We start from the raw sequence: 4,238 nt of genomic DNA, 5'->3' as shown, positions 1-4,238 counted from the left end.
GCCCCCAGTTTCCGCAGCGACATGACGGTCGAGCTGGTCAAGCACAGCGCGTCCGACACCGATGTGCTCTGGGCGGCCCGGGTCTCCACCGCGGGCGAGCAGTCCCTGGACGAGCTGAACAAGGACCCGGAGCGCTCCAAGGGCCTGATCAACTTCCTGATGCGGGACCGTCACGGCAGCCCCTTCGAGCACAACTCGATGACGTTCTTCATCAGCGCACCCCTCTTCGTCTTCCGGGAGTTCCACCGCCACCGCGTCGGCTGGTCCTACAACGAGGAGTCGGGCCGCTACCGTCAGCTGCAGCCCGTCTTCTACGTCCCGGACGCCTCCCGCAAGCTCGTCCAGCAGGGCCGCCCGGGCAAGTACGAGTTCGTGCCAGGCACCGAGGAGCAGCACGAGCTGACGAGCCGCTCCATGGCGGACGTCTACCGGAAGGCGTATGAGACGTACGAGGAGATGCTGGCGGCCGGCGTCGCCCGCGAGGTCGCCCGCGCGGTGCTGCCGGTGGGGCTCTACTCCTCGATGTACGCCACCTGCAACGCCCGCTCCCTGATGCACTTCCTCGGCCTGCGCACCCAGCACGAGCAGGCCAAGGTGCCCAGCTTCCCGCAGCGCGAGATCGAGATGGTGGGAGAGCTGATGGAGGAGCAGTGGGCCAAGCTGATGCCGCTGACCCACGCCGCGTTCAACGCCAACGGCCGCGTCGCGCCCTGACCGTACGGGGTGCAGTAGGGCCGGTGCGGAGTTCACTCGTACCGCGCCCGCTACCCGCCGGTCGGCGGGGTGCGGGAGGTGTCCGTATTGCGGCGTTTGAAGAAGTTCATTTAGGGTGATTGTGCGGTCCCGGCACTGCCTGAACCCCCGAGCAGGCAGTGCCGGGGCCCCTCTTCATCACACATCCGATGCCGGACTCGGCGCGGCATCGGCAGCCCCGAGGGAGCGTCGCGGGGTGCGCTGCGAGTAGCGTGGACCCCATGGCTCCGACCTCCACACCGCAGACGCCCTTCGGGCGGGTCCTGACCGCGATGGTCACGCCGTTCACCGCTGACGGCGCTCTCGACCTCGACGGCGCGCAGCAGCTCGCCGCTCACCTGGTGGATGCCGGCAACGACGGCCTCGTCGTCAACGGCACCACCGGCGAGTCGCCGACCACCACCGATGCGGAGAAAGCCCAGCTCGTCAAGGCGGTCGTGGAGGCCGTGGGAGATCGAGCCCATGTCGTCGCAGGGGCTGGCACCAACGACACGGCGCACAGCCTGGAACTGGCCCGCGGTGCGGAGAAGGCAGGCGCGCACGGCCTCCTCGCAGTGACGCCCTACTACAGCAAGCCCCCGCAGGAAGGGCTCTACCGGCACTTCACCGCCATCGCCGACGCCACGGACCTTCCGGTGATGCTCTATGACATCCCGGGCCGCAGCGGCGTGCCGATCAACACCGAGACCATCGTCCGGCTCGCCGAGCACCCACGCATCGTCGCCAACAAGGACGCCAAGGGCGACCTCGGCCGCGCGAGCTGGGCCATCGCCACCAGCGGTCTCGCCTGGTACAGCGGCGACGACATGCTCAACCTCCCGCTGCTGTCCGTCGGCGCCATCGGCTTCGTCTCCGTCGTCGGCCACGTCGTCACGCCCGAGCTGCGCGCCCTGCTGGAGGCGCACCTGAGCGGCGACGTTGCCAAGGCGACCGAGATCCACCAGAAGCTGCTCCCCGTCTTCACCGGCATGTTCCGCACCCAGGGCGTGATCACCACCAAGGCCGCGCTCGCCCGCCTGGGACTCCCGGCAGGGCCGCTGCGCCTGCCGCTGGTCGAGCTCTCGCCCGAGGAGCTGGAGCAGCTCAAGCACGATCTCGCCCATGGCGGGGTACATCTGTAAGTCCCGGACTTCACAACTGCATACCGCCGGACAACGGCAGCAGTGCACGACAGTGCATGACCCTTCGGAACAAGCACGACACGCACGTACGACGCGTGCGTCCGCGTGCGCATCATGAATATCGCGCGCCACGTGCCCAGGCGGGTGCGTGGCGCGCGTGGTAAGGAGAGTCTTTTGAGTCATCCGCATCCCGAGCTTGGCCCACCGCCAAAGCTCCCCGAGGGTGGCCTACGTGTCACCCCTCTGGGTGGCCTCGGCGAGATCGGCCGCAATATGACCGTCTTCGAATACGGCGGCAGGCTGCTGATCGTCGACTGCGGCGTCCTCTTCCCCGAGGAGGAGCAGCCCGGCATCGACCTCATCCTCCCCGACTTCACCTGTCTGAGGGACCGTCTCGACGACATCGACGGCATCGTCCTCACCCACGGCCACGAGGACCACATCGGCGGCATCCCCTACCTGCTGCGGGAGAAGGCCGACATCCCACTGATCGGCTCCAAGCTGACCCTCGCGCTGATCGAGGCCAAGCTCCAGGAGCACCGCATCCGGCCCTACACCCTGGAGGTGGAAGAAGGGCACCGCGAGCGCATCGGCCCCTTCGACTGCGAATTCCTCGCGGTCAACCACTCCATCCCCGACGCTCTCGCCGTCGCGGTCCGCACCCCCGCGGGCATGGTCGTCCACACCGGCGACTTCAAGATGGACCAGCTGCCGATGGACGGCCGCCTCACCGACCTGCGGGCCTTCGCCCGCCTCGGTGAAGAGGGCATCGATCTGCTGCTCAGCGACTCGACCAACGCCGAGGTCCCCGGCTTCGTACCGCCCGAACGCGAGATCTCCTCGGTGCTGCGCCAGGTGTTCTCCAGCGCCCAGAAGCGGATCATCGTGGCCAGCTTCGCCAGCCATGTGCACCGCATCCAGCAGATCCTGGACGCTGCCCACGAACACGGCCGCCGGGTCGCCTTCGTCGGCCGCTCCATGGTCCGGAACATGGGCATCGCTCGCGACCTCGGCTACCTCCAGGTCCCGGCCGGCCTCGTCGTCGACGTCAAGACGCTGGACGATCTGCCGGACGACGAGGTCGTGCTGGTCTGCACCGGCTCCCAGGGCGAACCCATGGCCGCGCTCTCCCGCATGGCCAACCGCGATCATCAGATCCGCATCGTCCAGGGCGACACGGTGATCCTTGCCTCGTCCCTCATCCCGGGCAACGAGAACGCCGTCTACCGCGTGATCAACGGCCTGACCCGCTGGGGCGCCAACGTCGTGCACAAGGGCAACGCCAAGGTCCATGTCTCCGGACATGCCTCCGCGGGCGAGCTGCTGTACTTCTACAACATCTGCCAGCCCAGAAATCTGATGCCGGTGCACGGCGAATGGCGCCACCTGCGCGCCAACGCGGAACTGGGCGCCGCGACCGGCGTCCCCCAGGACCGCATCGTGATCGCCGAGGACGGCGTCGTGGTCGACCTGATCGACGGCAAGGCCAAGATCACCGGCAAGGTCCAGGCCGGCTACGTCTACGTCGACGGTCTCTCCGTCGGTGACGTCACCGAATCCTCCCTCAAGGACCGCCGCATCCTCGGCGACGAGGGCATCATCTCCATCTTCGTCGTGGTCGACAGCACTACCGGCAAGACCGTGGGCGGCCCCCATGTCCAGTCGCGCGGCTCCGGTATCGACGAGTCCGACTTCGCCGCGGTCATCCCGAAGCTCGACGAGGCACTCGCCAAGTCCGCCCAGGACGGCGTCGCGGAGACCCACCAGCTCCAGCAACTGGTGCGCCGCACGGTCGGCAAGTGGGTGTCGGACACCTACCGCCGGCGCCCGATGATCCTCCCCGTGGTCGTCGAGGTCTGACTCCCCATCGGTCCCGCTGCGTACGCGAGTTCGGGGCCCATGGGGGAGCGGGGCGCCTCGATTTGCCTCCAGGCGCCCCGCTCCAGTACGTTTACATCTCCACCGCATCGGGAACCCGGGCCAACTACGGTCTCGGGGGCTGCCGATGACCAGGATTCTGAAATCAGCTCGGAAACGAGCCGGAAACAGATTCTGGTAAGGTTGGAAACACCGAAAGGGCAAACGTCCGGAGAGACCGGTGAGACGGTTTTGAAGGAAGCGTCCGTTCCTTGAGAACTCAACAGCGTGCCAAAAGTCAACGCCAGATATGTTGATACCCCGTCTCTCTGAGACGAGGTTCCTTTGAAATACAACAGCGAGGATGCTGTGAACCGGGGGGACTATTCCTCTTCCTGGTTCCGCTCTTCTTGTGAAGCTGTTTGAAGCATTCACGGAGAGTTTGATCCTGGCTCAGGACGAACGCTGGCGGCGTGCTTAACACATGCAAGTCGAACGATGAAGCCG

3 protein-coding genes and 1 rRNA gene are annotated in these 4,238 nt (G+C 66.8%); all 4 read left to right on the top strand.

Going from position 1 to position 4,238, the window contains the following annotated elements:
• Positions 1-714, top strand: a 714-nt coding sequence (thyX, locus tag ITI46_RS33480) for an FAD-dependent thymidylate synthase (protein WP_209243712.1), incomplete at its 5' end; no start/stop codon positions are given.
• Between the two features lie 260 nt (positions 715-974).
• Positions 975-1,874: a 4-hydroxy-tetrahydrodipicolinate synthase gene (gene dapA, locus ITI46_RS33475; protein ID WP_209243711.1), complete on the top strand. Its 900-nt coding sequence runs from the start codon at positions 975-977 to the stop codon at positions 1,872-1,874.
• 174 nt (positions 1,875-2,048) lie between these two features.
• Complete coding sequence (locus tag ITI46_RS33470) at positions 2,049-3,734, top strand: ribonuclease J (protein WP_209243710.1); 1,686 nt, start codon at positions 2,049-2,051, stop codon at positions 3,732-3,734.
• Between the two features lie 427 nt (positions 3,735-4,161).
• Positions 4,162-4,238: ribosomal RNA gene (locus tag ITI46_RS33465) — 16S ribosomal RNA — on the top strand; the annotation flags it as partial.

Source organism: Streptomyces oryzae, from assembly GCF_017676365.1.
Taxonomy (GTDB): domain Bacteria; phylum Actinomycetota; class Actinomycetes; order Streptomycetales; family Streptomycetaceae; genus Streptomyces; species Streptomyces oryzae.
Note: the sequence above shows the minus strand (reverse complement) of the source record. Positions and strands in the feature narration are given on the sequence as shown.